The sequence below is a fragment of the Streptomyces sp. Wb2n-11 genome, from assembly GCF_001049855.1.
Lineage (GTDB): Bacteria > Actinomycetota > Actinomycetes > Streptomycetales > Streptomycetaceae > Streptomyces > Streptomyces altiplanensis.
Map to the genome: position 1 here is coordinate 4,535,944 of NZ_CVPB01000001.1, position 25,676 is coordinate 4,561,619.

Genomic DNA, 25,676 nt, shown 5'->3' on the forward strand with positions numbered 1-25,676 from the left:
TTCCGGCAGATCAGGACGACCGGGAGGCACCAGTGACGGCGGCAGATCAAGGGTGGGCACGGCGGCTGGCGGGTTATGCCTGGAGGTACCGGCGCAATGTCGTGCTCGCACTGGGATCTTCGCTCGGCGGCATGGCCGTCATGGCGCTCGTCCCGCTGATCACCAAGGTCGTCATCGACGACGTCATCGGGGACGGCTCCAAGTCCCTCGCCGTATGGACCGGACTGCTGATCGCCGCGGCCGTCGTCGTGTACGTCCTCACCTACGTACGCCGCTACTACGGCGGCCGCCTCGCCCTCGACGTCCAGCACGACCTGCGCAACGAGATGTACGGGACCATCACCCGCCTCGACGGGCGCCGTCAGGACGAGCTCTCCACCGGCCAGGTCGTCGGCCGCGCCACCAGCGACCTCCAGCTCATCCAGAGCCTCCTCTTCATGCTCCCGATGACCATCGGGAACATCCTGCTGTTCCTCATCTCCCTCGCGATCATGGCGTGGCTCTCGCCGCTCCTGACCCTGGTCGCCCTCGCCGTCGCCCCCGCGCTCTGGTTCATCGCCAAGCGCAGCCGCACCCGGCTCTTCCCGGCCACCTGGTACGCCCAGGGCCAGGCCGCCGCCGTCGCGGGCGTCGTCGACGGCGCCGTCTCCGGCGTACGCGTCGTCAAGGGCTTCGGCCAGGAGGAGCAGGAGACCGGCAAGCTGCGCGAGGTCGGCCGGCGGCTCTTCGCCGGGCGCATGCGGACCGTCCGGCTCAATTCCCGGTACACCCCGGCCCTCCAGTCCGTGCCCGCCCTCGGCCAGGTCGCGATGCTCGCGCTCGGCGGCTGGCTCGCGACGCGCGGGCAGATCACCCTCGGCACGTTCGTGGCCTTCTCCACCTACCTCGCCCAGCTCGTCGGCCCCGTCCGCATGCTCGCCATGGTCCTCACCGTCGGCCAGCAGGCGCGGGCCGGTGTCGAGCGCGTCCTGGAGCTGATCGACACCGAGCCGTCCATCGAGGACGGGGCCAGGGAACTTCCCGCCGACGCCCCCGCGACCGTCGAGTTCGACGACGTGACCTTCGGTTACGCCGACGACCGGCCCGTCCTCGACGGCTTCTCCCTCGAAATCCGGTCCGGCGAGACCGTCGCCGTCGTCGGTTCCTCCGGCAGCGGCAAGTCCACCGTCTCCCTCCTCCTGCCGCGCTTCTACGACGTGTCCCACGGCGCCGTCCTCGTCGGCGGGCACGACGTCCGCGAGCTCACCCTCGACTCGCTGCGGGCCGCCATCGGGCTCGTACCGGAGGACAGCTTCCTGTTCTCCGACACCGTCCGCGCCAACATCGCGTACGGGCTGCCGGACGCGACCGACGAGCAGATCGAGACCGCCGCCCGCGCCGCCCAGGCCCACCACTTCGTCTCCGAACTGCCCGGCGGCTACGACACGGCCGTCGGCGAACACGGCCTCACCCTCTCCGGCGGTCAGCGCCAGCGCATCGCCCTCGCCCGCGCCATTCTCACCGACCCCCGCCTGCTCCTCCTCGACGACGCCACGTCCGCCGTGGACGCCCGCGTCGAGCACGAGATCCACGAGGCGCTGAGGTCCGTCATGGCGGGGCGTACGACGCTGCTCATCGCCCACCGCCGCTCCACCCTCAACCTCGCCGACCGCATCGCCGTGCTCGACGGCGGCCGCCTCGCCGACATCGGTACGCACGAGGAGCTCCAGCGGCGCTGCGCCCTCTACCGGCGGCTGCTCACCGACCCCGACGAGCTCGGCGGCGTATCGCCCGGACACCTCCTCACCAAGACGCCGGAGCCGGCCGACGACCGGTCCGTACAGGCGGAGCTGGACGCCGAGTTCGACGCCGAGCGCGGCATCACGCCCGAACTGTGGGTACGGGACGAGGCTTCGTCCGGCGGCCAGGACACCGATCACGCGCCCGGCATGCCGGCCACCCCCGAACTGCTCGCCCAGGTCGCCGCGCTGCCGCCGGCCGACGACGTACCGGACGTCGACGAGGACCGCGCCGTCCGGTCCGAGGAGTCGTACGGCCTGCGCCGCCTCCTGCGCGGCTTCGGGCTGCCGCTGCTGGTCAGTCTCGTACTCGTCGCCGTCGACGCCGGCATGGGGCTGCTCCTGCCGGTCCTGATCCGCCACGGCATCGACGAGGGCGTCACCCAGCTCGCACTCGGCGCGGTGTGGGCGGCGTCCGGGCTCGCGCTGCTGTCCGTGCTCGCGCAGTGGGTCGCGCAGACCGCCGAGATGCGGATGACCGGCCGGACCGGCGAGCGCGTGCTCTACGCGCTCCGGCTCAAGATCTTCGCCCAGCTCCAGCGCCTCGGTCTCGACTACTACGAGCGCGAGCTGACCGGCCGCATCATGACCCGCATGACGACGGACGTCGACGCCCTGTCGACGTTCCTCCAGACCGGTCTCGTCACCGCCTTCGTCTCCCTCGTCACCTTCTTCGGCATCATGGTCGCGCTCCTCGTCATCGACGTGCAGCTGGCCCTGGTGGTCTTCGCGACGCTGCCGGTGCTGGTCATCGGCACGTACTTCTTCCGGAAGTCGAGCGTCAGGGCGTACGAGCTGGCGCGCGACCGGGTGGGTGCCGTCAACGCCGACCTCCAGGAGTCGGTGTCCGGCCTGCGCATCGTCCAGGCGTTCCGGCGCGAGCGCACCGGCGCCGAGCGGTTCGCTGAGCGCAGCGACAGCTACCGCGAGGCGCGCGTGCGCGGCCAGTGGCTGATCTCCGTCTACTTCCCGTTCGTCCAGCTGCTGTCGTCGGTCGCCGCCGCCGCGGTGCTGATCGTCGGCGCGGGGCGGGTGGAGGCGGGCACGCTCACCGCCGGTGCGCTCGTCGCGTACCTCCTCTACATCGACCTGTTCTTCGCGCCCGTGCAGCAGCTCTCGCAGGTCTTCGACGGGTACCAGCAGGCCACCGTCTCCCTGAGGCGCATTCAGGAGCTCCTGCGGGAACCCACGTCGACCGCCGCCGCCGAGCGGCCGAAGGACGTCCTGTCGCTGCGCGGCGAGATCGCCTTCGAGGACGTGCGCTTCCAGTACGGGACCGCCGACGAACCCGAAGAGGCACTCAGCGGGATCGACCTGCGCATCCCGGCCGGCCAGACGGTCGCCTTCGTCGGCGAGACCGGCGCGGGCAAGTCCACCGTGGTCAAGCTCGTCGCCCGCTTCTACGACCCGACCTCGGGGCGCGTCACGGCCGACGGCACCGATCTGCGCGACCTGGACATCACGGCGTACCGGCACCGCCTCGGCGTCGTACCGCAGGAGGCGTACCTCTTCGCGGGCACGGTCCGCGACGCCATCGCCTACGGGCGGCGCGACGCCACCGACGCCGAGGTCGAGGCGGCGGCCCGCGCGGTCGGCGCGCACGAGATGATCGCCACCCTCGAGGGCGGCTACCTGCACGAGGTCGCCGAACGCGGCCGCAACCTCTCCGCGGGCCAGCGCCAGCTCATCGCGCTCGCCCGCGCCGAACTCGTCGACCCGGACGTCCTGCTCCTCGACGAGGCGACCGCCGCCCTGGACCTCGCCACCGAGGCCCAGGTCAACCAGGCCACGGACCGGCTCACCGGCCGCCGCACCACCCTGGTCGTCGCGCACCGCCTGACGACGGCGGCGCGGGCCGACCGGGTCGTGGTCATGGACCGCGGCCGGGTCGTCGAGGACGGCACGCACGACGAACTGCTGGCCCTGGACGGGACGTACGCCCGGCTGTGGCGCACGTTCGTCGGCGAGGACGAGCCGGCGGCGGTCTGAGCACGGCGGGTCGCCACCCGCCGCGGCGTCCCGGATCTCCCTCGCGCCGCCCGCAACCGAGCCACCCCCCTCGGGCGTCCGTACGCACGTGTGTGCGTACGCTCACGAGGAAGAGGGCGCGAGTGTTCGGTGGGGCGATGAGGAAACACCTGATGTACGGGCTTGCCGTGGCGGTCGCGGTGGCGGGACTGACCCTCACGGGCCCCGGCACCGGGAGCGCCGAGGCGGTCGCGGCCTGCTCCGGCCGCAAGGTCAAGACGGTCGCCTTCGCCACCGGTGAGCTGCGCGTCTACAAGAGCCGCCGCTACGCCTGCGCCGTCACGGTCGCCAAGCGGCCCGGCGCACGGCAGAGCATGTCCGTCACCATCCAGGCGCGCGGCAGCCGGGCCGCCAAGGACAGCGGCCGGTTCACCCACCGCGCGGGACCGGTGACGGTCTACGCCCTCAACCGCTGCGTGCGGGCGCACGGTTCGGTCGGCACCAGGAAGGCGTCCACCGGCTGGATTCTCTGCTGAGGCTGGTGATACGGGAGTTGCCCGGCTAGGTTCGCCCCGTCGTCTGTGACTGAACAGGGGAGGGCGAATGCGCAAGGCGCTCAGATCGCTGCTGTCGGCCGCGGTGCTCATAGGCACCGTCGGGCTCAGCGGCGCACCGGCCGGGGCGGCCACCACCGCCGGGCCGGGCAGCACCGAGCAGGACATCCAGGACATCAAGGAGCGGATCCTCGCGATACCGGGCATGAGCCTGGTCGAGGAGAAGCCGTACACCGGCTACCGCTATTTCGTACTGAACTACACCCAGCCGGTCGACCACCGGCACCCGTCCAAGGGCACGTTCAAGCAGCGCGTCACCTTGCTGCACAAGGACGTCGACCGCCCGACGGTCTTCTTCACCAGCGGCTACAACGTCTCGACGACACCGCGCCGCAGCGAGCCGACGCAGATCATCGACGGCAACCAGGTGTCGATGGAGTACCGCTTCTTCACTCCGTCCCGGCCGTCGCCCGCCGACTGGTCGAAACTCGACATCAAGCAGGCCGCGAGCGACCAGCACCGCATCTTCACCGCGCTGAAGAAGATCTACTCCAAGAAGTGGCTCTCCACCGGCGGTTCCAAGGGCGGCATGACCGCGACGTACTACGAGCGCTTCTACCCGCGCGACATGGACGGCGTCGTCGCGTACGTCGCTCCCAACGACGTGGTGAACAAGGAGGATTCGGCGTACGACCGCTTCTTCCGCGGTGTCGGCACCAAGGAGTGCCGCGACGCGCTGAACGCCGTGCAGCGCGAGGCACTCGAGCGGCGCGGTCCGCTGACCGCGAAGCTCAAGGAGTGGGCGGACGCCGAGAACGCCACCTTCGAGACCGTCGGCAGCCTGGACAAGGCGTACGAGTCGACGGTCCTGGACTTCGTGTGGGCCTTCTGGCAGTACAGCAAGGAGAGCGACTGCGCGGACGTGCCCGCCGCCGACTCCTCCGACCAGGTCCTCTACGACTACGTCGACCAGATCTCCGGCTTCGCCGCGTACAGCGACCAGAGCCTGGCGACGTACACGCCGTACTACTACCAGGCGGGCACCCAGCTGGGCGCGCCGCAGGTGGAGTACCCGCACCTCGACGGCCTCATGAAGTACGGCCCGGACTTCTTCCAGCCGCGCGTCTACGTGCCGCGCGACATCCCGATGAGGTTCGACCCGCGCGTCATGCGCGACGTGGACGGCTGGGTGCGGCACAACGCCACGCGGATGCTGTTCGTGAACGGGCAGAACGACCCGTGGAGCGCCGAGCCGTTCCGCCTCGGCAAGGGCGCGCGCGACTCCTACGTCTTCACCGCGCCCGGCGCCAACCACGGCGCCAACGTCGCGGGCCTGGTCCCCGAGCAGAAGGCGAAGGCGACCGCCGCGATCCTCGAATGGGCGGGTGTGGCCCCGGCCGCCGTCCAGGCGGACCCGTCGAAGGCGAAGCCGCTGGCGCCGTACGACGCGAAGCTCGACAAGCGCGGTATGGAGCAGCGGCAGACCCTGCGCCCGTAACGCGTCCGGCCGCGCCCGCCGGATGTGACGAAGACTCACACCCGGCGGGCGCGGCCCACCGCCTTCTCTCCGCCCAGGAGGACGGAGAGCCGTGTCTCCGGCGGGCACGCGCCGGACGTGCGGGGGGCTTTGCGCCACCTGGTGGTGGTGCGCCGGCGGTCCGGCGTACGGCGCGTACGCCTAGTACGTCAGCCCGTACCCGACCGGATACAGCACCTTCGCCGGATCGTCCGCCCGCTGCACCGGAACGGGCAGCTTCCCTCCGGGCCGGGCACGGCCCGCGATGACCCGCACCGCCGCGCGCAGTTCGACATCGGTCCACGAGTACGCCGCGACGCTCGCACGCAGCCCCGTCCCGTCGAGCTGGGCGATGTCGTACGGATTGCGGATGGCCAGAGTGACGACGGGCACCCCGGTCGCCGCCAGCTCGCGGACGAGCGTGCGCTGCGGACTGGTCGCCGAGACGTTGTACGTCCCCACGACCACCACGTCCTTGCCCCTGGCCGCCGCCACCGCCTCGTCGATCTTCGCCCGGGTCGGGGTGATCCCGGTGGACAGGGCCGTGGCGGTGAAGCCGAGTCCGGTCAGGGCTCCGGCGACGACGGTGGTGGGCGGCCCGGTGGTACCGGAGGGCGACGCGGGGTCGGCCCCGACCACCAGCACGTTCTTGTGCGCACGGCGGCTGAGCGGCAGCAGCCGGCCCTCGTTGGCGAGCAGGGTGGTCGTCTTCTCGGCGATCCTGTCCGCCGCCGCGAGGTGCGCCCGCACGCCCACGGTCCGGTCGATCTCCTCGAGGGAGGCGTAAGGGGAGCGGAAGAGCCCCAGCTTGTCCTTGAGGAGCAGGATCCGCAGGACCGACTCCTCGATCCGCGCCATGCCGATCTCCCCGTCCCGCACGGCCTTGAGGACGGCGTTCCAGGCGGTGGGCAGGTCCGGCGGATTCAGCAGCTGGTCGCACCCGGCGAGGAGCGCGAGGACGGGCACCCGGTCGTCGCCGTACTTCTGGCGTACGCCCGCCATGGCGAGGGAGTCGGTCACCACGACCCCGTCGTACCCCAGCCGCTCGCGCAGGACCCCGGTCAGGATCGGCTTGGAGAGCGTCGCCGGGTCCTCGGCCGGATCGAGGGCCGGTACGACGATGTGGGCGGTCATGATCGAGTCGATGCCGGCGGCGATGGCGGCACGGAACGGCGGGGCGTCCAGCTCCTCCCACTGCTCGGCGGTGTGACGGATCGTCGGGAGGGAGTAGTGGCTGTCGTCCTTGGTGTCGCCGTGCCCGGGGAAGTGCTTGGAGGTCGCGGCGATCCCGGCGCCCTGGTACCCCTTGACCTGCGCGGCGACCATCCCGGCGACGGCTTGCGGATCGGACCCGAAGGACCGTACGCCGATGACGGGGTTGGCGGGGTTGACGTTGACGTCCGCGACGGGCGCGTAGTTCTGCACGATGCCCATGGCGGCCAGCTCGGCCCCCGCGATCTGCGCCGCCTTCCGCGCGTCGGCGTGCGAGCCGCCGGCCCCGAGCGCCATCGCCCCCGGCACGAGGGTCGCGGGCCTGCCGACGCGGGCGACGATGCCGTGCTCCTGGTCGGTGGAGATGAGGAGGGGGACGGGGGTGTCCTGCGCGAGCCCGGCCCGCTGGATCCCGTTCGACAGACCGGCGATCTGATGGGGATCACGGGTGTTGTGCGCCCAGGTGAAGTAGATGATGCCGCCGACGTGGTACTTCGCGACGAGTTCGGCGGCGGTCCTGACCCCCGTCTCCTTCAGATTGAGGTCGATGTCGACCTGGTCGGGCTCGGTCGCGGAGTGCCCGTACACCCGCGTCACGAAGAGCTGGCCGACCTTCTCCTCCAGGCTCATCCGGGAGACGAGGCGCTTGAGGCGGTCTCGGGCGGGTCTCCTCGTGGACTCCTCACCTGCGGCTATGGCCGGCGTGGTGGTGATGGCGGCCGCGGCCACTGCGGCGGCGGTCGCGCTGAGCAGGGTGCGTCTGGAGGTGCGGTGATGGTGCACGTGAACTCCTTACGGCCGTACCCGACAACGGAGTTGAAGGAAACTTCCAAGGAGTCACGGATATCCGGAAACTAACTGCCAGGTCAAGGGTGCGGCAGCACAAAGGAGCCCGTGTCGCATACGGGACGCGGCGAAGGGGCCGAACGGGGAGGGGGAGCCGCCACTGGCGCATGCGGAGGGGGCGCACCAGTGGCGGCTGTGCTGCCGGCCGCGGGCGGCTGGAGAGGGGGCGGTCAGCGAGTGCCGACACCGCTCCGCGAAGACTCACCGGCAGTACGCCGGTTGGACGGAGGCGGTTCGCTGCGGGTTCCCCGGTACGGAGATCTCACGGAAACGGTGCGGAGGGGACGGGCGGGGCGGCCGGAACCCCCTCAGCCCCCCCCCGCACGCCCACCGGTCAGTCCAGCAAGCCCCGCAGGTACGCCCGCCCGTCCGCCAGCAGCCCCGGCAGGTCCGCCGCCGCCGGGTACCAGCGCTTCTCGTACTCCCAGCACACCCACCCGTCGTCGTCGAGCAGCGCGAGGCACTCGCCCAGCGGCAGCACGCCCGCACCCAGCGCCAGCGGGGTCGTGTCGTCGGCCGACGCGATGTCCTTGACCTGGGTGTAGCCGAGGTGCGGAGCCAGTACGGCGTGGGCCGCCGCCGGGGTCTCGCCGCCCAGCCAGGTGTGCATCACGTCCCACAGCGCGCCCGCGTTCTTGTGCCCCACCGGCCCCAGAACGCGCGAGGCCGCCGCGCCGGTGCGGTGCGAGTCGTGCGTCTCCAGCAGGATCCGCACGCCCAGGCCGGCCGCCGTCTCCGCCGCCAGGCCCAGCCGCCGGGCCGCCGTCGCGTCCGCATCCTCCTGGCTCTGTCCGTCGCCGCCGCCGGGGAAGACGCGGACGTACGGCGCGCCCAGGTCGTGCGCGAGGGCCAGCAGGGCGCGGAGCTCCTCGTACACGGGCTCGTCCTCGCCGGGGGCCGCCACCCGGGTGTACCCCGCCACCGCCAGGATCTCGACACCCGCGCGTTCGAACTGTTCGACGACGTCCCTCCGCGCCTTTGCGCCGATGCCCGGATGGACCGGCTCCTCGGGGTGCGCGCGCAGTTCCACGCCGTCGTAACCGGTCCCGGCGGCCAGCCGTACGACCTCGCTCATCGGCATGCCCGGCACCCCGAGGGTGGAGAAGGCGTACTTCACTGTGGTGTTCCTTCCTTCGGTCCGTACGAGCGGTGCGGCTGCCAGCACATCATTTCGTCCCCATCACGACTTCCCGGTAGTCCGCCCCGTAAGCGGAACCGGTGGCCGCACGCCCCGCCGGGCGGCGCACGGAAGCTTCCGGCGGCTTCCGGCGGGGCAGGACTCGCCCATGACTGAAGCAGCAGCGATATGGCAGTTCGGCGACGACCGCGGACAGGTGTCGTCGGCCTCCCGGTGGCCCACCGGGGTCGTGGCCTACATACAGGCGGGCGCGACCCTCTGGGACCACGGCCTCCTTCCCCTGGGCATCTTCGGTTCGTACCACGACGGCCCCGCGCCCGACCGCGCCAAGTCCGGCCGGCTCCCGCTCGGTGAGGTCACCTACTTCGGCGCGGGCGGCTCGCTCGACCCCGACCGCGTCCTCTCCTCCGGGGCCGACCTCGTCGTGGCCGTCAGTTACGGGGGCGGCCAGGTCTACGGAATCGAGCCGGCCGCGGCCAAGCACCTGGAAGCCCAGATACCGGTCGTGGTCCTCGACGTCGGGCAGGGGCGTTCGCTCGACGGGATCCGGGGACGCTTCGCCGCCCTCGCGGCCTCGCTCGGCGGTGCGGAGCCCCCGGTCGCCCTGGACGCGGCGCGCGAGCGGCTGCGTACCGCCGCGACGGGCGACGCACCCCGCGTCCTGGCCCTCTCCCCGGCCGGCGACCAGGTCCACCTCGCCCGCCCCCACTCCTGGCCCGACCTGCGCGCCCTCGCCGGACTGGGCGTACGGCTGACGGACCCGCCCGCCGGGAGCGGCGCGAACTGGTCCACCGTCGGCTGGCCCGAAGCCGCTTCGCTCGCCCCGCAGATCGTCCTGGCGGACACCCGCGCCAACGCGACCCCCCTCGACGCGGCCCGCCTGGGCGACGCGCGCGTGATCCCCTGGAACCCGGAACTCCCGGCCAGCCACGCGGCGCACGCACGCTTCTTCACCCAGGTGGCGGACGTACTGACCACACCCTGACCGCGACCGGCGCGAGCAGGCGGGCCGCGCGGGGCCGGCACCGCACCCCCCGGGACGCACGGCGCCCGCAGGCCACCACCCACCGGCGCGAGGGGGCGGGCCGCGCAGGGGGTGGTGTTCGGGACGTGCTGTGCCTGCCCGGGGGCGCCCCCCGGACCCCCGGCCGACGGCCCGAGGGCTGTCCACCGGCCCGCCCCGGCCCGGCCCCACGGCGCCGGCCACACCCACGGCCCGCTCCCGCGGCGCCGGCCACACCCGCCCAGCCCGCGTCTTCCCCCCCGACCTCAGCCCCGCAACGCCCCCGTGGATCCCCGCACCATCAGCTCCGCCGCCACCGAAGCGACACCCCCCGGCGGCGGCGCCTCCCGCCCCGTAGCCAGCCGGCCCGCTCGCGCCCCCGCCTCGTACAGCGGCAGCCGCACGGTCGTCAGCGCGGGCACCGTGTCCACCGAGAACGGGAGGTCGTCGAAGCCCGCCACCGACACGTCGTCCGGGATGCGGAGCCCCCGGTCGCGCAGCGCCGCGCACGCCCCCAGCGCCACCGTGTCGTTCGCGGCGACCACGGCCGTCAACCCCGGATCCCGCCGCAGGAGTTCCAGCGTCGCGTCGTACCCGGACCGCCGGTCGTACGGCCCGTGCACCGTCAGCTCGCCCTCGTCGGGGACGCCGGCCTCGGCCAGCGCCTCCCGGTGCCCCTCCAGCCGGTGCCGCGTGGTCGTACGCTCCACCGGCCCGGCGACGTACCCGATCCTCCGGTGCCCCAGCGCCAGCAGATGCTCGGTGAGCCGCCGCGCCCCGCCCCGGTTGTCGAACGTCAGCGCGGCCACCACCGACTCGCCGTCCCCCGACAGCGGCGGCCGCCCGCACAGCACCACCCGCGCACCCCCGTCCGCCAGCTTCGTGAGCTTCGCCGCGACCGCCGCCGAGTGCCCGGGGTCCTCGATCGCGCCCCCGGTCAGGATCACCGCGGCCGCCCGCTGGCGTTGCAGCAGCGTCAGGTACGTGAGTTCCCGCTCCGGCGATCCTCCCGTGTTGCAGACGATCGCGAGTTTCTCGCTCCCCGCCCGCCCCGCGCCGGTGCCGTCCCCTTCCGTCCCGCCGATCTGCGACTGGGCCGCCCCGGCCATGATCCCGAAGAACGGGTCGGCGATGTCGTTCACCAGGATCCCCACGAGATCCGACGTGGCCGCGGCGAGCGCGCTGGCCGGCCCGTTCAGTACGTAGTCGAGATCGTCGACCGCGCGCAGCACCCGCTCCCTGGTGGCGGCGGCGACCGGGTAGTTGCCGTTGAGCACACGGGAGACGGTGGCCGGCGACACCTGGGCGCGGGCCGCCACGTCCGCCAAGGTCACTGTCATCTGGTCGTCCTCCGGGTCTTGTACGAGCAGCTGTCCGCAGGCTAGCTTCATAGCGCATAGAAAGCGCTTGCTATGGTCGTACGGAGGGAACTTTCGTGACACGCAGGACAGTGCGCATCGCCATGAACGGCGTCACGGGCCGGATGGGGTACCGCCAGCACCTCGTCCGCTCGATCCTCGCCATCCGCGAGCAGGGCGGCCTGGACCTCGGCGACGGCACGGCCTTGTGGCCCGAGCCGGTCCTGGTGGGCCGCCGCGAACACGCGCTCAAGGAGATGGCCGAACGCCACGGCCTCACCGAGTGGTCCACGGACCTCGACGCCGTCCTCGCCGACGAGACGGTCGACATCTACTTCGACGCGCAGGTCACCTCGGCCCGCGAGGAGGCCATCAGGAAGGCGATCGCCGCCGGCAAGCACGTCTACACGGAGAAGCCCACGGCCACCGGCCTCGACGCCGCCCTGGACCTGGCCCGCCTCGCCCGTGACGCCGGCATCAAGCACGGCGTCGTACAGGACAAGATCTTCCTCCCGGGCCTGCTCAAGCTGAAGCGCCTGATCGACGGCGGCTTCTTCGGCGAGATCCTCTCCGTCCGCGGGGAGTTCGGCTACTGGGTCTTCGAGGGCGACTGGCAGGAAGCCCAGCGCCCCTCCTGGAACTACCGCGCGGAGGACGGCGGCGGCATCGTCGTCGACATGTTCCCGCACTGGGAGTACGTACTGCACGAGCTGTTCGGCCGCGTCACGACCGTCCAGGCGCACGTCACGACGCACATCCCGCAGCGCTGGGACGAGCAGGGCAAGCCGTACGCCGCCACCGCCGACGACGCGGCGTACGGCATCTTCCAGCTGGAGGGCGGCGCGGTGGCCCAGATCAACTCCTCCTGGGCGGTCCGCGTCAACCGCGACGAACTCGTCGAGTTCCAGGTGGACGGAACGCACGGCTCCGCCGTCGCCGGCCTGCGCAACTGCCGCGTGCAGCACCGCAGCGCGACCCCCAAGCCGGTCTGGAACCCGGACCTGCCGGTCACGCACTCCTTCCGCGACCAGTGGCAGGAGGTCCCCGACAACGACACGTACGACAACGGCTTCAAGGCCCAGTGGGAGCTGTTCCTGCGCCACGTCGCGCTCGACGAGCCGTACACCTGGGACCTCCTCGCCGGCGCGCGCGGCGTCCAGCTCGCGGAGCTCGGCCTCGAGGCGTCCGCCGAGGGCCGCCGCCGCGACGTGCCGGAGCTGTCGCTGTGACGGTCAACCTCCCGCACGGCGCGCACGGACACCGCGCCTACGAACCCCGCACCGAGCCCTTCGCCCTCGCACCCCACGGCGCCCCCCTCACCTCCCGCACGGTCTACTCGGCGGCGCACGTGGTGGCCGACCCGTACGCCGACGTGTCGCCCGACGCGCCCGCCGCGATCGACTGGGACGCCACCCTCGCCTTCCGCCGCCACCTGTGGTCGCACGGCCTGGGCGTGGCCGAGGCGATGGACACGGCGCAGCGCGGCATGGGCCTCGACTGGGCGGGGGCGAGCGAGCTCATCGTCCGCTCGGCCGCCGAGGCCAGGGCGGCCGGCGGCGCGATCGCCTGCGGCGTGGGCACCGACCAGCTCGCCGCCGGCGTCACCCACGCCCTCCCGGACGTCACGGCCGCGTACGAGGAGCAGCTCGCCCTGGTCGAGTCGACCGGCGCCCGCGCCATCCTCATGGCGTCACGGGCCCTGGCGGCGGCCGCCCGGGGCCCGGAGGACTACCTGGCGGCGTACGGCCACCTCCTGCGCCAGGCGGCCGAGCCGGTGATCCTGCACTGGCTGGGCCCGATGTTCGACCCGGCACTCGAAGGCTACTGGGGCAGCACGGACCTGGACGCCGCCACGGACACCTTCCTGGAGGTCATCGCCGCGCACCCCGACAAGGTCGACGGCATCAAGATCTCGCTCCTGGACGCCCAGCGCGAGATCGACCTGCGCCGCCGCCTGCCGAAGGGCGTGCGCTGCTACACGGGCGACGACTTCAACTACCCCGAACTGATCGCGGGCGACGACCACGGCTTCAGCCACGCGCTGCTGGGCATCTTCGACCCGCTGGGCCCACTGGCGGCGGAAGCGGTCCGCACCCTCGACACGGGCGACACGAAGAAGTTCCGCGAGCTCCTCGACCCCACGGTCGAGCTGTCCCGCCACCTCTTCGAGCCCCCGACCCGCTTCTACAAGACGGGCGTCGTCTTCCTCGCCTGGCTGGCGGGCCACCAGTCGCACTTCACGATGGTCGGCGGCCTCCACTCGGCCCGCTCGCTGCCCCACTTCTCCCGGGCGTACGAACTGGCCGACGGCCTGGGCCTGTTCCCGGACCCGCACCTCGCCGAGGACCGTATGAAGACCTTCCTCACCCTGCACGGAGTAGACCAGTGAGTTCAGTGAGTCCAGTGAGTGACCTCTCCCGGCTCTCCCTCAATCAGGAGACCATCAAGCAGTGGTCGCTGCCCGAGCTGGCCGAGGGCTGCGCGAAGGCGGGCGTCCCCGGCGTGGGCCTGTGGCGCGCACCGGTCCAGGAGTACGGCGTCGAGCGCGCCGCCCGCCTGATGCGGGACGCGGGCCTGACCGTCACCAGCCTGTGCCGGGGCGGCTTCCTCACGGGCGTCGGCGACGCCGACCGCGCCTCGGCCCTGGCCGACAACCGCCGGGCCGTCGACGAGGCCGCCGCACTCGGCACCGCCACCCTGGTCCTGGTCTCCGGCGGCCTCCCGCCCGGCAGCCGCGACCTGCACGCCGCCCGCGAGCGCATCGCGGACGCGCTGGCCGAACTCGCGCCGTACGCCGCCGAACGGGGCGTACGCCTGGCCATCGAGCCGCTGCACCCGATGTTCGCCTCGGACCGCTGCGTGGTCTCGACCCTGGACCAGGCGCTCGACCTCGCGGAACGCTTCCCGGCGGACCAGGTGGGCGTGGTCGTCGACACGTACCACCTGTGGTGGGACGACCGCGTCGCGGACGGCATCGCCCGCGCGGGCGAGCGCATCGCCGCGTTCCAGCTGGCGGACTGGATCACTCCGCTGCCCGCCGGCGTCCTGCTGGGCCGGGGGCAGCTGGGCGACGGCGCGGTCGACTTCCGCCGCTTCCACGCCCTGGTGGACGCGGCCGGCTACATGGGGCCGGTCGAGGTGGAGATCTTCAACGAGACCCTCTGGGCCCGGGACGGCACGGAAGTCCTGGCAGAGGTGGCCGACCGCTACGTCACGCACGTCCTTCCTTCGTGACCGAAACGCTGCGGACGCGATCACTTCGCGGTCGCCTCGTGCCGTAATCAAATTTCTTCGGTCCGCCGTGCAACCCTTCCGCCACCTTGCGGGTCGTACTTGGCATCAGGGCTTCCGGGGAGGGATCCGGGGGGATTCGGGAAGACCTGTTGCGGAGGGGGATCTGAGGAGCCCGGTCGACGGACCGGGCCTCCTTGGTTTCCCCGCGTCGACGAGCGCGCCCCGATGGGTGGTTCCGGGAACTCTGACGCCCGTGATTCGTCTCCGGGCGTACGCTCAATTTCATGGGTGCCAATGTTGGGGAGCGGCTCCGCGAAGTCCGCAAACGCCGGGGCCTGTCACAGCGCGAGCTCGCGAACGAATCAGGTGTCTCGCTGTCCCTGATCCGAAAGCTGGAGCAGGGGGAGCGGGAGGACGCGCGGCTGGAGACCGTGCGGCGGCTGGCGGCGGCGCTGCGGGTGCCGACCACTCAACTCGTGGTTGCTTCCCGTGCCGAGGACGATGTCGTCGATGCGGACGCCCAGTGGAAGCCCTTGCGCCGGGCGCTTCTGACCTCGTCAGTGGTCGACACCGTGGACGAGCCACCGACCACCGCCGGGGTGCGCCAGGCACTGGACGCCGCGATGCCGTTGTTTTCGGGTGACCGTTTCGTGGAGCTGAGCACGATCCTGCCTTCGCTGTTGCGGGATGCCGAAGCCCTGGTGCGGAGTGATCCCGAGGGGCGTGCCGTCCGTGCGCGGATTTTGCAGCTCACCGGTTGGCTACTGACTCAGATGCGTCAGTTCGACGCGGCGGAAGCAGCACTGGAGCGGTCGATGGACGAGTCGTCCGACCGGCTCCACAGTGCAGCGACAGCCAGCATCACGTGCTGGCTCCTGCTCCGGCGTGGCCGACTGGGCGAAGCGCGTGATCTGGCGTCTCGGTGGGCTGACGAAGTGGAGCCTCGGCTCTCCCGTGCCACGCCCGCTGAGCTGAGCGCCTGGGGGTGGCTGCTGCTGAGGATGTCTGCCGCCGCGGTACGGGACAACCGGCCCGGCGAGGCGGAGGACGCCATCCGGCTGGCACACGCTGCGGCGGTTGCCCTGGGGCGGGAGTACACGCCCGAGGGGAACTTCCTGCAAGCGTTCGGCCCTGTGACCGTAGCGCTCAAGCGGGCTGAGAACGCGATGGTGGTGGACCGTCCCGACCTGGTGCTCAAGCTGGCGGCGAATGTACCGGTGCACGGCCTGCGCCCGACCTCGAACAATCGCAACCGGCACCTCTTGGACGTGGCGAATGCCCATGCCCGTACACGGCAGTACGCGGAAGCCGTTGACATCCTGGCCGGCCTCCGGGCCACCGCGCCCCAGTGGTTTCCCAAGCAGCGCTATGCCCAGGACATCGTGAGCGGGATCCTTGCACGGCGCCGGACGCTCACTCCTGAGATGCGCAGCCTTGCTGATGCCGTGGGCATGCCCGTGTGACGGTGTGTGGCACTTCCGCCCGACCTCCGTCCGAAGTGCCATTGCTGCTGGTTACGGCTCTCCCTAGCGTTGCTCTCCTGGCGCAGTGCGAGCCCCGGCGACGGGACTCGCCCGCCAGTGAGAAGACTCCCGCGACCGCGTTGGGCGCGGCCCGGGGGCGCGGCCGACCTGAGGAAAGCAGGCTGACATGGCGGACTTTATCGCTCGCCTCTTCGAACCGCTGCTGCGGTTCCGGCGCTCCGGCAGAGAGGGGCACCGACCGACGGATTCGCGTGCGTACGAGCGCGCGTACCCGTACCCGTACCCCTGCGCCTGCGCCTGCGCCTGCGTCGGAGGGCCGGTCGCCCACCGCACCGGCGAACGCCCTGCGCGCGAGGGGACCGGCCCGCTGGTCCGCCCGCACCTCGACGTGCACGAGCGGCAACTGGCCGAAGTGCGGCGGCAGCGGACGCGGCGGCGCGCGCTGCGGCTCGCCGTGCACGGGGCGGACGCCGGACCCCGGTCCCTCCACGGGGTGGAGGTCGGCGCGTGAACGGCGAGCAGTGCGATCGGCTCACGTTGCGGCTACTGCCCTGGACGGGGGAACAGGGCAAGCCGTGCTACGTCCTGGGTGACGGCGCCGGCCGTGTGTCACGGGTCGCGGACGGCATCGAGAGCATTCAACTCGGCATGGCGGACGACCTTCTGGGCCACGCGGCCGACCTGCTCGCGGACCGCCGGGTGACCGGTGGCGAGCTGCACTTCCTCGCCAGTCGGCTGAGCGAGTCGCTGCGGGACGTCAAGCGGGTCGCGGAGAGCCGGGGAGCGCGGCTGGGCACGGCGGGGCCCGCCCCGGACAGCGGTCCGTCGCCGCGCCGCGCACCGGGCACCGACAAGTGACGAACCCTCAAACCGCCTGACAGTCCCGCGTTGTCGCCACTCCTGCATCCAGGTAAGCGCGACAGCGCGGGGTCTTCGCATATTTCATTCCCAAGCCGTACCCGGACCTGCCAGGGGAGTTGGTGTACGCGCTCGTCAGCCTTGTTGCGGCTCGTGCGGCAGCGATCTCTGTCGTCGTTGATGGGGGAGATTGTCTGATGGTGGCATTCCGAGCGAGCGACCATCAGGGTCGGGTTTGGAAGGAGTGGACGCTTTGTTGACCAGTGTGATCAAAGCAGTCAGCGAGTTGAGGATCTGCGCCGAATCGTAGGTAAGCGCGGTCTGTAGATCCATCAACGCTGTCTCGAGGTCCCGGTCGCCCACTCGGTTTGCGACCTCGATCAGGCGAGCCAGGTGTTTTCGATCCCTTCGTCGAGATCCGGCAGCTGAAGTGTGGCCTCGTTTGCTCTGATCGCGTTGACGATGCTGATGAGCCCATGCAGGTCTCCTGCGCTCCGCTCAGGCACTGCCCCGTCCGCCCACGTTACGTACCGAATGAGCCAGAGGGGCAGGCTGGTGAGCCAGGCACGGACCTGTCGCCGCGCTGCCTTCATCTGACCGGTGAGCCCCCCGAAGCCGCCACTGGTGATTCCTGCGGTGGCTGTGGAGGCAGCCGCCAGGCCGCCCATAGTGAGCGAGTTGGAGAGCTCCTGGCCGAACCCCACGTCGAACACCAGGGTCGAGGCGACACCGGCACCGGTCGCGCGGGCAATCGTCATGAATCGCCGGTAGGTGGCCGCCTCTTCCTTCCATGAAGTACTTCGGTGTACTTCCGTTGCCATCTTCTCGCGAAGCCGATTGAGAGAATCGGGCAGATCGTGACTGAGGAGCAGACCAGATGTCTTGGCCACCACCCTGTTCGCGAAGAGGCGGGCGCGGTCCTCTCCTGGCGGAAAGCCCGCGTAGTCCAGAGCCGCGTTCCCTGCCTCGCTCTTCGCCGTAGCCTCAGCCCAACTGTGCAGCCGGTCATAGTAGGTATGGCAGTAAGGGCCATCGTGGAGGGGGTACCGGACACCGCGGGTGATTTTCTCCCGGATCCAACGCCCCCACTTATTGAGGAGACCGTCCTCCACCTCCATGGGAATGGCGATGGAATCGAGGATTTCGCACATACGGAGCGCCGCCTCGTTGACGTGGGGCGGAGTCGGTTGGCTGGCGTCACCCGGCATCCACAGGGCGCTCGCCACAGCTTGGTACCTCAAGTGGTAATACCAGAGGCGTTGCTTGAAAATCCTCCAGACGAACCAGCCGGTGCGTGCCGCACTCGAAGCTGTCCGGCCAACAGTAGTGATATCAGTCACATTGAAATGTTAGTGGCTCACGGGCCAGAGTCAGGGTTCTTTTGCCTTACCGGCGCACTCCACAGTCCCTGCGGCGCTGTCGGTGCGGAGGGGTGGCGTCGGATTATTCCAGTCCAGCAGCGTTCGTCCCGGCGGTTGTCGAAGGAGCCCTCGAACGGATCGCGTACGTCAACGAAGAGAGCGGTCACGCAGTCGCCCGCGTCGACTGGCCGAGCCGTTTGGGCCGATCCGGTCCGCAGGAGGCGGAACTCCCGGTCTGCCGACCGTGCCGCGGCTGTCACCGGCGGGGAGTACCGTTTTGACTACTGCGAGTCAGAACGGAGACCGGCATGTCTGTTCATGTTGACAGCACTTCACCGGACCACACCCCCACCTTCGGCCAGCGGGTACGCCGCACCCGTGAGCGGAACGGTCAGACGCGGGCCGTTGTCGGTGGCCTGGTAGGGCGCTCCGCAGAATGGGTCAAGGCAATCGAGAACGGGCGGTTGCAGACCCCTCGCCTACCGCTGCTGCTACGACTGGCCGACGTACTCGGCGTCAAGGATCTCGCGGAGCTGACCGGGGACGAGCGCCTGTCGGCGGCCACTTACGCCAAGGCGGCTCACGGAGCCCTGCCTGCTGTACGCGAAGCGGTGACTACGTACAGCTTGGGGCGGGCGGAGGAGGAACCGGAAAGTGCGCCTGAACTCCTTGCGCGGGTGAAGGAGGCTTGGCGGCTCTGGCACGGCAGCGGCGGCCACCGCACGCGGGTCGCTGTGCTGCTGCCGGACCTGCTGGCCGACCTTCAGTACGCCGCACGCAACTTGGACGGTGATGATCGGCGTCGTGTCCTGGTCGGCCTCGCCGAGACCTATCACCTCACTCAGCTGTACCTGTCGTTTCAGCCTGTGCCGGAATTGGTCCTGCTTACAGGTGACCGCTCCATGTCGGCCGCGCAGGATGCGGACAGTCCGCGCGCGATCGCCGCTGCTGCCTGGTACATGAACCACGTCTTCCGTGACGCGGGGGAGCGGCACGAAGCACGGGTGGATCTGGCGATGAAGGCCGCAGACCTCCTTCGTCCGGCGAACGACCGCGACGAGCTTGCCCGTTGGGGCTTGCTGCATCTTGCTGCCTCACTGTCCTGCGCGAAGGTCGGGCAGCGTGGAAATGCCGAGCGGTTCTGGGATCACGCGGACGACGCCGCAAGGCGACTCGGGGACGACTACGCGCATCCCTACCTGATCTTCGGCCGGGGAATGGTGGACGCTTACGCCATCACGATGAACGCCGATCTGGTCCGCGGGCGGGACGCGGTGGAGGTGGCCGGTCGAATTGATCTTTCCACTATGCCGTCGGCCACCCGGCGCTCATTCCACATGATCGAGTCGGCGCGGGCCTACAGGATGCAGGGCGAACACGTCGCGGTCGTTCATCTGCTCAGGAAGGCGCTGGACATCTCACCGGAGACTGCGCGCTTCAACCTCTTCGCCCGTGCGGCTGTGACCGAACTGGCCGAGGCCGACAACAGCGTCGTCCGTGACGACGTACGGCACTTGTCGACGCGGATGGGGGTTCCTCTCGCGGCGTGACCGAAGAGAGGGGTACAACCTGTACCCCTCTTCAAGGGGGGAGAAGTCCTACCCGTCACCTGCGCGGGCGGTCCGTACGGTCAGTGGCCAACTGACCGAGTCAGACCCCCGCGACCGTGGATGGACGGCCCGGGGGCGTGGCCGTCCTGAGGAAGCAGGCTGACATGGCGGACTTTATCGCTCGCCTCTTCGAACCGCTGCTGCGGTTCCGGCGCTCCGGCAGAGAGGGGCACCGACCGACGGATTCGCGTGCGTACGAGCGCGCGTACCCGTACCCGTACCCCTGCGCCTGCGCCTGCGCCTGCGTCGGAGGGCCGGTCGCCCACCGCACCGGCGAACGCCCTGCGCGCGAGGGGACCGGCCCGCTGGTTCGCCCGCACCTCGACGTGCACGAGCGGCAACTGGCCGAAGTGCGGCGGCAGCGGACGCGGCGGCGCGCGCTGCGGCTCGCCGTGCACGGGGCGGACGCCGGACCCCGGTCCCTCCACGGGGTGGAGGTCGGTGCGTGAACGGCGAGCAGTGCGATCGGCTCACGTTGCGGCTACTGCCCTGGACGGGGGAACAGGGCAAGCCGTGCTACGTCCTGGGTGACGGCGCCGGCCGTGTGTCACGGGTCGCGGACGGCATCGAGAGCATTCAACTCGGCATGGCGGACGACCTTCTGGGCCACGCGGCCGACCTGCTCGCGGACCGCCGGGTGACCGGTGGCGAGCTGCACTTCCTCGCCAGTCGGCTGAGCGAGTCGCTGCGGGACGTCAAGCGGGTCGCGGAGAGCCGGGGAGCGCGGCTGGGCACGGCGGGGCCCGCCCCGGACTACGGGAAGTGACGAACCGTCAGCCTCCCTGACCGGTCCCGTGCTGTCGCCGACCCCGAACAAGCACTTTCAGGGGACGTGCGGCAGCGCGGTGCTTCCGCGGCGCACCGGCCCCGACCACCGGCCCCGGCGGCCGTTGTCATCCGTCCGCAGGGTCCTCGGCCTCCCAGCGCAGCAGGTCTCCCGGCTGGCATTCGAGCGCCTCGCAGAGCGCGGCGAGCGTCGCGAAGCGCACCGCCTTGGCGCGGCCGTTCTTGAGCACCGCCAGGTTGGCGGGGGTGATCCCGACGCGGTCCGCGAGCTCGCCCACGGACATCTTCCGCCTGGCCAGCATCACGTCGATGTCGACGGCGATCGGCATCAGATCACCTCGTCCAGCTCGGCCCGCATCCGCGCCGCCTCGGTGTCGCGCGCGACGGCCTGGGCGAGCAGCATCCGCAGGACGAGCACGACGAGTGCGACCCCCAGGACCGCCACGACGACCCCGCAGAGCAGGAGGACGATGCCCGGGGCGACGGCTTCGCCCGGCGCCAGGACGACCGCGAGCGCGAACACCAGGAGGGCGGCCGCCACGAACGCGCCGATCACGACGTGCACGTACCGGAAGGCGGCGTCGGAGAACACCGTTCCGCGTCGCACCATCGTCACCAGCCGCCACACGCAGGCCAGGACGGCCTGGGCCGCCACGATGCCCAGGACCATGATCACGAGAATCGGGACGCGCCGTTCCGCGAGGGACCCGCCGCTCTCCTCCAGGTCGGTGGCCAGCAGTGCCACCATCACCGTCTGCACGAACACCGAGCCGGCGAGCAGTACCACGAGCACGGCGCGCAGCGCGAGCACTGTCAGCTTTCCCATCATCTCTCCCTCGACCGAGCAACGATGGAAATCTATCGAAAATCGATAGGTACGGCAAAGGGGCGGACCACTGCCCCTGAGGGCCGCCGATGTTTTCCGCAGTCCCTGCGGCGCTGTCGGTGCGGAGCGGTAGCGTCGGATCATGTCCAGTCCAGCAGCGTTCGTCCCGGCGGTCGTCGAAGGGGTCCTCGAACGGATCACGTATGCCAACGAGGAGAGCGGCTACACGGTCGCCCGCGTCGACACCGGGCGCGGGTCCGACGACCTCCTCACGGTGGTCGGCTCGCTGCTCGGCGCGCAGCCGGGGGAGTCGCTGCGCATGGAGGGCCGCTGGGGCTCGCACCCCCAGTACGGCAGGCAGTTCACCGTCGAGAACTACACGACCGTCCTGCCCGCCACCATCCAGGGCATCCGCCGCTACCTCGGCTCCGGGCTGATCAAGGGCATCGGTCCCGTGATGGCCGACCGGATCACCACGCACTTCGGCGTCGACACCCTGGACGTGATCGAGACCGACCCGAAGCGGCTGATCGAGGTGCCCGGCCTCGGCCCGAAGCGGACCAGGATGATCGCGGCAGCCTGGGAGGAGCAGAAGGCCATCAAGGAGGTCATGATCTTCCTTCAGGGCGTGGGGGTGTCGACCTCCATCGCGGTGCGCATCTACAAGAAGTACGGCGACGCCTCGATCTCCGTGGTGAAGAACGAGCCCTACCGGCTGGCCGCCGACGTCTGGGGCATCGGCTTCCTCACCGCCGACCGGATCGCCCAGTCCGTCGGCATCCCGCACAACAGCCCCGAGCGCGTGAAGGCCGGCCTCCAGTACGCGCTGTCGCAGTCCACGGACCAGGGCCACTGCTACCTCCCGGAGGAGCGGCTGATCAGCGACGCCGTGAAGCTGCTCCAGGTGGATACGGGCCTGGTCATCGACTGCCTGGCCGAACTGGCGGCGGACGAGGGCGTCGTACGGGAGAAGGTGCCGCCGCCGGAGGGCGGCGAAGGCGACCCCGTCACCGCCGTCTACCTCGTCCCCTTCCACCGGGCCGAGGTGTCCCTCGCCGCGCAGACCCAGCGCCTCCTGCGCACCCCCGAGGACCGGATGCCGGCGTTCCGGGACGTGGCCTGGGACAAGGCGCTGGAGTGGCTGGCGGGGCGTACCGGCGCCGATCTGGCGCCCGAACAGCAGGCGGCCGTCAAGCTCGCGCTGACCGAGAAGGTGGCCGTGCTCACCGGCGGTCCCGGCTGCGGCAAGTCCTTCACGGTCCGCTCCATCGTGGAGCTGGCCCGCGCCAAGAAGGCGAAGGTGGTGCTGGCCGCGCCCACCGGCCGGGCGGCCAAGCGGCTGTCCGAGCTCACCGGGGCCGACGCGTCCACCGTGCACCGCCTGCTGGAGCTCAAGCCGGGCGGCGACGCGGCGTACGACAAGGACCGTCCCCTCGACGCCGACCTGGTCGTCGTCGACGAGGCGTCCATGCTCGACCTGCTCCTCGCCAACAAACTGGTGAAGGCCGTGGCCCCGGGCGCGCACCTGCTCCTGGTGGGCGACGTGGACCAGCTGCCCTCGGTGGGCGCGGGGGAGGTGCTGCGCGACCTCCTGGCCGACGGCGGACCGGTTCCCTCCGTCCGCCTGACCCGGATCTTCCGCCAGGCCCGGCAGTCGGGCGTGGTGACGAACGCGCACCGCATCAACTCCGGTGTCCAGCCCATCACCCAGGGCCTTCCGGACTTTTTCCTCTTCGTCGAGGACGAGACCGAGGACGCCGGACGGGTCACGGTGGACGTCGCCGCCCGCCGCATCCCCGCCAAGTTCGGTCTCGACCCGAGGCGCGACATCCAGGTGCTGGCCCCGATGCACCGCGGCCCGGCCGGCGCGGGAGCGCTCAACGGCCTGCTCCAGCAGGCGATCACGCCCGCCAGGCCCGACCTCCCGGAGAAGAGGTTCGGAGGCAGGGTCTTCCGCGTCGGAGACAAAGTGACCCAGATTCGGAACAATTACGAGAAGGGGCAGAACGGGGTCTTCAACGGCACCGTGGGCGTGGTCACCTCGCTCAACCCCGACGACCAGCGCCTGACGGTGCTGACGGACGAGGACGAGGAGGTTCCGTACGACTTCGACGAGCTGGACGAGCTGGCGCACGCGTACGCCGTGACGATCCACCGCTCGCAGGGCAGCGAATATCCGGCGGTGGTGATTCCGGTCACCACCGGGGCCTGGATGATGCTCCAGCGCAATCTGCTCTACACCGCGGTCACCCGGGCCAAGAAGCTGGTCGTGCTGGTCGGCTCCCGCAAGGCGATCGGCCAGGCCGTCCGTACGGTTTCCGCAGGTCGGCGGTGTACGGCACTGGATCACCGGCTCGCCGGACGGGTGGAGAGGAACCGTACGGTGGCGTAAAACGCGCCATAGGGGGACTGTTCATGGCAAACGTCTCCCCGGACTTCCAGAACTGGGGCGAAGGGGGCAGGATGAGCAGGTTGGCGGCACTGAGTGCCGCGAATGGGCCTAATGGCCGACCCCGAGTGCACTCTGCTGAGCCAAATGGGGGATGGTAGAGACAGTCAGGGCACCTCGAAGAAGAGGCACTACGTCGGTGAGGGATGACGTGAGCGACAACTCTGTAGTACTGCGGTACGGCGATGGCGAGTACACCTACCCGGTGATCGACAGCACCGTCGGCGACAAGGGCTTCGACATCGGGAAGCTCCGGACTCAGACCGGTCTGGTGACTCTCGACAGCGGATACGGCAACACGGCCGCCTATAAATCCGCGATCACCTACCTCGACGGTGAGCAGGGCATTCTGCGCTACCGCGGATACCCCATCGAGCAGCTGGCCGACGGTTCCACCTTCGTCGAGGTGGCGTACCTGCTGATCAACGGTGAGCTCCCCAAGGTCGACGAGCTTTCGGCCTTCAAGAACGAGATCACCCAGCACACGCTGCTGCACGAGGACGTGAAGCGGTTCTTCGACGGCTTCCCGCGTGACGCGCACCCGATGGCCATGCTGTCGTCGGTGGTCAGCGCGCTGTCCACCTTCTACCAGGACAGCCACAACCCGTTCGACGAGAAGCAGCGTCACCTTTCGACGATCCGCCTCCTCGCCAAGCTTCCGACGATCGCGGCGTACGCGTACAAGAAGTCGATCGGCCACCCCTTCGTCTACCCGAGCAACGACCTCGGGTACGTCGAGAACTTCCTGCGCATGACCTTCTCGGTCCCGGCGCAGGAGTACGTGCCGGACCCGGTCGTGGTCGCGGCGCTGGAGAAGCTGCTGATCCTGCACGCGGACCACGAGCAGAACTGTTCGACGTCCACCGTGCGCCTGGTCGGCTCCTCGCAGGCGAACATGTTCGCCTCGATCTCCGCCGGCATCAGCGCCCTGTGGGGCCCGCTGCACGGCGGCGCCAACCAGTCCGTCCTGGAGATGCTGGAGGGCATCCAGGCTTCGGGCGGCGACGTCGACAGCTTCATCCGCAAGGTGAAGAACAAGGAAGACGGCGTGAAGCTCATGGGCTTCGGGCACCGCGTCTACAAGAACTTCGACCCCCGGGCGAAGATCATCAAGGCCGCGGCGCACGACGTTCTCTCCGCCCTGGGCAAGGACGACGAGCTGCTCGACATCGCGCTCAAGCTCGAAGAGCACGCGCTGGCCGACGACTACTTCGTGGAGCGCAAGCTCTACCCGAACGTCGACTTCTACACCGGCCTGATCTACCGGGCCATGGGCTTCCCGACCGAGATGTTCACGGTGCTCTTCGCGCTGGGCCGTCTCCCGGGCTGGATCGCCCAGTGGCACGAGATGATCAAGGAGCCGGGTTCCCGCATCGGCCGCCCGCGCCAGATCTACACCGGCGAGGTCCTGCGCGACTTCGTCCCGGTCGAGGGCCGCTGACGCGACCGGCTCCACCGCGTCACCCGCACCACCCGCTGAAAAGCAGAAAGCGCCCCGCTGCCGATCCCCCACGGGTCGGCAGGTCGGGGCGCTTCCCTTTTCCCGGAGCGGATTCCCCCCACGGGATCCGGCCGGGTGTCGATGGGCGCACGAACTCCCTGCGCGGGCTGCCGGGACGCGTACGTACGGGAGGGCCGCTCAAAGCTCCCCGGTGCACGTGCCCCGGCCAACGCTTGCCCGGAACGTCCCCCAAG

Annotated in this window: 21 protein-coding genes; 15 read left to right on the plus strand and 6 right to left on the minus strand. The window is 70.6% G+C overall.

Annotated features, from left to right (window positions below):
- Positions 1 to 32: 32 nt before the first annotated feature.
- The 3 genes from BN1555_RS20640 to BN1555_RS20650 all read left to right on the plus strand — a co-directional run bounded on the left by BN1555_RS20640 (position 33) and on the right by BN1555_RS20650 (position 5,798).
- A complete protein-coding gene (locus BN1555_RS20640) occupies positions 33 to 3,767 on the plus strand; it encodes an ABC transporter ATP-binding protein (RefSeq protein WP_093800759.1) in 3,735 nt (1,244 codons plus the stop codon).
- Positions 3,768 to 3,919: 152 nt separating this feature from the next.
- On the plus strand, positions 3,920 to 4,282 hold the full coding sequence (locus tag BN1555_RS20645; RefSeq protein WP_255306112.1) for a hypothetical protein: 363 nt from the start codon (positions 3,920 to 3,922) through the stop codon (positions 4,280 to 4,282).
- Between the two features lie 67 nt (positions 4,283 to 4,349).
- Positions 4,350 to 5,798, plus strand: coding sequence for a S28 family serine protease (locus BN1555_RS20650; protein ID WP_093800761.1), 1,449 nt, complete (start codon positions 4,350 to 4,352; stop codon positions 5,796 to 5,798).
- A gap of 180 nt (positions 5,799 to 5,978) precedes the next feature.
- On the opposite strand, the gene BN1555_RS20655 is transcribed toward BN1555_RS20650, so the two are convergent.
- Together BN1555_RS20655 and BN1555_RS20660 are read right to left on the minus strand one after the other, a co-directional pair.
- A complete protein-coding gene (locus tag BN1555_RS20655; RefSeq protein ID WP_093800762.1) occupies positions 5,979 to 7,811 on the minus strand; it encodes a glycoside hydrolase family 3 protein in 1,833 nt (610 codons plus the stop codon).
- A 397-nt stretch (positions 7,812 to 8,208) separates the two neighbouring features.
- Complete coding sequence (locus tag BN1555_RS20660; RefSeq protein ID WP_093800763.1) at positions 8,209 to 8,991, minus strand: sugar phosphate isomerase/epimerase family protein; 783 nt, start codon at positions 8,989 to 8,991, stop codon at positions 8,209 to 8,211.
- A gap of 169 nt (positions 8,992 to 9,160) precedes the next feature.
- Here BN1555_RS20660 and BN1555_RS20665 point away from each other — a divergent pair, with 169 nt between their 5' ends.
- On the plus strand, positions 9,161 to 9,997 hold the full coding sequence (locus tag BN1555_RS20665) for a substrate-binding domain-containing protein (protein WP_093800764.1): 837 nt from the start codon (positions 9,161 to 9,163) through the stop codon (positions 9,995 to 9,997).
- Between the two features lie 284 nt (positions 9,998 to 10,281).
- Here the strand turns inward: BN1555_RS20665 and BN1555_RS20670 are convergent, their stop codons facing one another.
- The gene (locus BN1555_RS20670) at positions 10,282 to 11,355 is read right to left on the minus strand and encodes a LacI family DNA-binding transcriptional regulator (RefSeq protein WP_093800765.1); all 1,074 of its coding nucleotides are present in this window, start codon (positions 11,353 to 11,355) and stop codon (positions 10,282 to 10,284) included.
- Positions 11,356 to 11,450: 95 nt separating this feature from the next.
- On the opposite strand from BN1555_RS20670, the gene BN1555_RS20675 reads away from it, so the two are divergent.
- The 6 genes from BN1555_RS20675 to BN1555_RS20700 all read left to right on the plus strand — a co-directional run bounded on the left by BN1555_RS20675 (position 11,451) and on the right by BN1555_RS20700 (position 16,949).
- On the plus strand, positions 11,451 to 12,602 hold the full coding sequence (locus BN1555_RS20675; RefSeq protein ID WP_093800766.1) for a Gfo/Idh/MocA family protein: 1,152 nt from the start codon (positions 11,451 to 11,453) through the stop codon (positions 12,600 to 12,602).
- Positions 12,599 to 13,762: a dihydrodipicolinate synthase family protein gene (locus tag BN1555_RS20680; protein WP_093800767.1), complete on the plus strand. Its 1,164-nt coding sequence runs from the start codon at positions 12,599 to 12,601 to the stop codon at positions 13,760 to 13,762. The genes BN1555_RS20675 and BN1555_RS20680 overlap by 4 nt, the downstream gene beginning before the upstream one ends.
- A 14-nt stretch (positions 13,763 to 13,776) precedes the next feature.
- Positions 13,777 to 14,607, plus strand: a complete 831-nt coding sequence (locus BN1555_RS20685; RefSeq protein ID WP_093800768.1) for a sugar phosphate isomerase/epimerase family protein — start codon at positions 13,777 to 13,779, stop codon at positions 14,605 to 14,607.
- Between the two features lie 284 nt (positions 14,608 to 14,891).
- Entirely contained in the window at positions 14,892 to 16,070 is a 1,179-nt protein-coding gene (locus BN1555_RS20690) for a helix-turn-helix domain-containing protein (RefSeq protein WP_093800769.1), read from the plus strand.
- Positions 16,071 to 16,257: 187 nt separating this feature from the next.
- Positions 16,258 to 16,602, plus strand: coding sequence for a hypothetical protein (locus BN1555_RS20695; RefSeq protein WP_093800770.1), 345 nt, complete (start codon positions 16,258 to 16,260; stop codon positions 16,600 to 16,602).
- Positions 16,599 to 16,949 carry a hypothetical protein gene (locus BN1555_RS20700; protein ID WP_093800771.1) on the plus strand — a complete coding sequence of 117 codons (351 nt, stop codon included), beginning with the start codon at positions 16,599 to 16,601 and terminating at the stop codon, positions 16,947 to 16,949. Before BN1555_RS20695 ends, BN1555_RS20700 begins: the two co-directional genes overlap by 4 nt.
- Before the next feature lie 380 nt (positions 16,950 to 17,329).
- On the opposite strand, the gene BN1555_RS20705 is transcribed toward BN1555_RS20700, so the two are convergent.
- Positions 17,330 to 18,289, minus strand: coding sequence for a hypothetical protein (locus tag BN1555_RS20705; protein WP_141662872.1), 960 nt, complete (start codon positions 18,287 to 18,289; stop codon positions 17,330 to 17,332).
- Positions 18,290 to 18,618: 329 nt separating this feature from the next.
- Here BN1555_RS20705 and BN1555_RS20710 point away from each other — a divergent pair, with 329 nt between their 5' ends.
- From BN1555_RS20710 to BN1555_RS20720, 3 genes are all read left to right on the plus strand, one after another.
- Positions 18,619 to 19,860: a helix-turn-helix domain-containing protein gene (locus BN1555_RS20710; RefSeq protein ID WP_093800773.1), complete on the plus strand. Its 1,242-nt coding sequence runs from the start codon at positions 18,619 to 18,621 to the stop codon at positions 19,858 to 19,860.
- A gap of 164 nt (positions 19,861 to 20,024) precedes the next feature.
- Positions 20,025 to 20,369, plus strand: coding sequence for a hypothetical protein (locus tag BN1555_RS20715; protein WP_093800770.1), 345 nt, complete (start codon positions 20,025 to 20,027; stop codon positions 20,367 to 20,369).
- Positions 20,366 to 20,686, plus strand: a complete 321-nt coding sequence (locus BN1555_RS20720; RefSeq protein WP_093800774.1) for a hypothetical protein — start codon at positions 20,366 to 20,368, stop codon at positions 20,684 to 20,686. Before BN1555_RS20715 ends, BN1555_RS20720 begins: the two co-directional genes overlap by 4 nt.
- A 127-nt stretch (positions 20,687 to 20,813) precedes the next feature.
- Here the strand turns inward: BN1555_RS20720 and BN1555_RS20725 are convergent, their stop codons facing one another.
- Both BN1555_RS20725 and BN1555_RS20730 read right to left on the minus strand, forming a co-directional pair.
- A complete protein-coding gene (locus tag BN1555_RS20725) occupies positions 20,814 to 21,035 on the minus strand; it encodes a helix-turn-helix domain-containing protein (protein WP_093800775.1) in 222 nt (73 codons plus the stop codon).
- Positions 21,035 to 21,532, minus strand: a complete 498-nt coding sequence (locus tag BN1555_RS20730) for a DUF2975 domain-containing protein (RefSeq protein WP_093800776.1) — start codon at positions 21,530 to 21,532, stop codon at positions 21,035 to 21,037. Before BN1555_RS20730 ends, BN1555_RS20725 begins: the two co-directional genes overlap by 1 nt.
- Positions 21,533 to 21,674: 142 nt before the next feature.
- On the opposite strand from BN1555_RS20730, the gene BN1555_RS20735 reads away from it, so the two are divergent.
- Positions 21,675 to 23,924, plus strand: coding sequence for an SF1B family DNA helicase RecD2 (locus tag BN1555_RS20735; protein WP_093800777.1), 2,250 nt, complete (start codon positions 21,675 to 21,677; stop codon positions 23,922 to 23,924).
- Between the two features lie 208 nt (positions 23,925 to 24,132).
- On the plus strand, positions 24,133 to 25,422 hold the full coding sequence (locus BN1555_RS20740; protein ID WP_093800778.1) for a citrate synthase: 1,290 nt from the start codon (positions 24,133 to 24,135) through the stop codon (positions 25,420 to 25,422).
- Positions 25,423 to 25,676: the final 254 nt, after the last annotated feature.

Bases quoted from the DNA above. Each gene is read 5' to 3' on its own strand.
- BN1555_RS20645 (WP_255306112.1), top strand. From the start codon at position 3,920: ATGTACGGGCTTGCCGTGGCGGTCGCGGTGGCGGGACTGACCCTCACG.
- BN1555_RS20650 (WP_093800761.1), top strand. From the start codon at position 4,350: ATGCGCAAGGCGCTCAGATCGCTGCTGTCGGCCGCGGTGCTCATAGGC.
- BN1555_RS20665 (WP_093800764.1), top strand. From the start codon at position 9,161: ATGACTGAAGCAGCAGCGATATGGCAGTTCGGCGACGACCGCGGACAG.
- BN1555_RS20670 (WP_093800765.1), bottom strand. From the start codon at position 11,355: ATGACAGTGACCTTGGCGGACGTGGCGGCCCGCGCCCAGGTGTCGCCG.
- BN1555_RS20690 (WP_093800769.1), top strand. From the start codon at position 14,892: ATGGGTGCCAATGTTGGGGAGCGGCTCCGCGAAGTCCGCAAACGCCGG.
- BN1555_RS20695 (WP_093800770.1), top strand. From the start codon at position 16,258: ATGGCGGACTTTATCGCTCGCCTCTTCGAACCGCTGCTGCGGTTCCGG.
- BN1555_RS20710 (WP_093800773.1), top strand. From the start codon at position 18,619: ATGTCTGTTCATGTTGACAGCACTTCACCGGACCACACCCCCACCTTC.
- BN1555_RS20715 (WP_093800770.1), top strand. From the start codon at position 20,025: ATGGCGGACTTTATCGCTCGCCTCTTCGAACCGCTGCTGCGGTTCCGG.
- BN1555_RS20725 (WP_093800775.1), bottom strand. From the start codon at position 21,035: ATGCCGATCGCCGTCGACATCGACGTGATGCTGGCCAGGCGGAAGATG.
- BN1555_RS20730 (WP_093800776.1), bottom strand. From the start codon at position 21,532: ATGGGAAAGCTGACAGTGCTCGCGCTGCGCGCCGTGCTCGTGGTACTG.
- BN1555_RS20735 (WP_093800777.1), top strand. From the start codon at position 21,675: ATGTCCAGTCCAGCAGCGTTCGTCCCGGCGGTCGTCGAAGGGGTCCTC.